Annotated in this window: 1 protein-coding gene; it reads right to left on the bottom strand. The window is 43.0% G+C overall.

All coding sequences use genetic code 11. From position 1 onward, the window contains the following. Positions 1-156: 156 nt before the first annotated feature. Positions 157-447 carry a YkgJ family cysteine cluster protein gene (locus PL85_RS16985; protein WP_026028227.1) on the bottom strand — a complete coding sequence of 97 codons (291 nt, stop codon included), beginning with the start codon at positions 445-447 and terminating at the stop codon, positions 157-159. Between the last annotated feature and the right edge of the window lie 106 nt (positions 448-553).

The raw sequence follows: 553 nt of genomic DNA, 5'->3' as shown, positions 1-553 counted from the left end.
TAACGCCCGGTTAAGGGGCTGACAACGCAAACCACTGAACTCAAAATAACAGCCGTAATCACAAATGCCGATTTGAGCAAAAACCGCCACGCGTTGGCAGTCCCTCTTTAACCGTTTGTTATGGCTAACAACACTCTGATTTATCGAACATAATTTTTAAGGTAAATCTGACCTTTCATCTCGACATTCATAAGAGCCCATTTCAAACTCTCGACAAATCCAAGGTCGATTCTCATAAATCGTGCACATGAATGTTTCTCGATCTAAAGCTGAGCACCAACCATCCGCCAAACGTAGCATGGTTTCCCCACCCCATTGGTCGAAAGCAATGTGTTGCTCTGGCACACCTGTATCTGTAATGATCATGACCTCTAAACGACAGCAACAAGCCTGACAGTTTGAGCAAGAAATTTCCGTACTAGATACATTTTTAATTGGAATTGTCATCGTGTTCTTCAAATCAGCGCAATCGCAGCATAGTACTCCAATTTGAACCAATTTATCGACATTCGTAACCAACTCAATTTGGGATCCATAACGCCCGGCTAAGGTG

The sequence above is a fragment of the Vibrio anguillarum genome, from assembly GCF_001989995.2.
GTDB classification, from domain to species: Bacteria; Pseudomonadota; Gammaproteobacteria; order Enterobacterales; family Vibrionaceae; genus Vibrio; species Vibrio anguillarum.
This window is presented reverse-complemented; position numbering and strand designations above follow the sequence as displayed.

What these genes read in the sequence shown, in the direction of transcription:
- PL85_RS16985 (WP_026028227.1), bottom strand. Translation starts at nt 447, where the DNA reads ATGACAATTCCAATTAAAAATGTATCTAGTACGGAAATTTCTTGCTCA.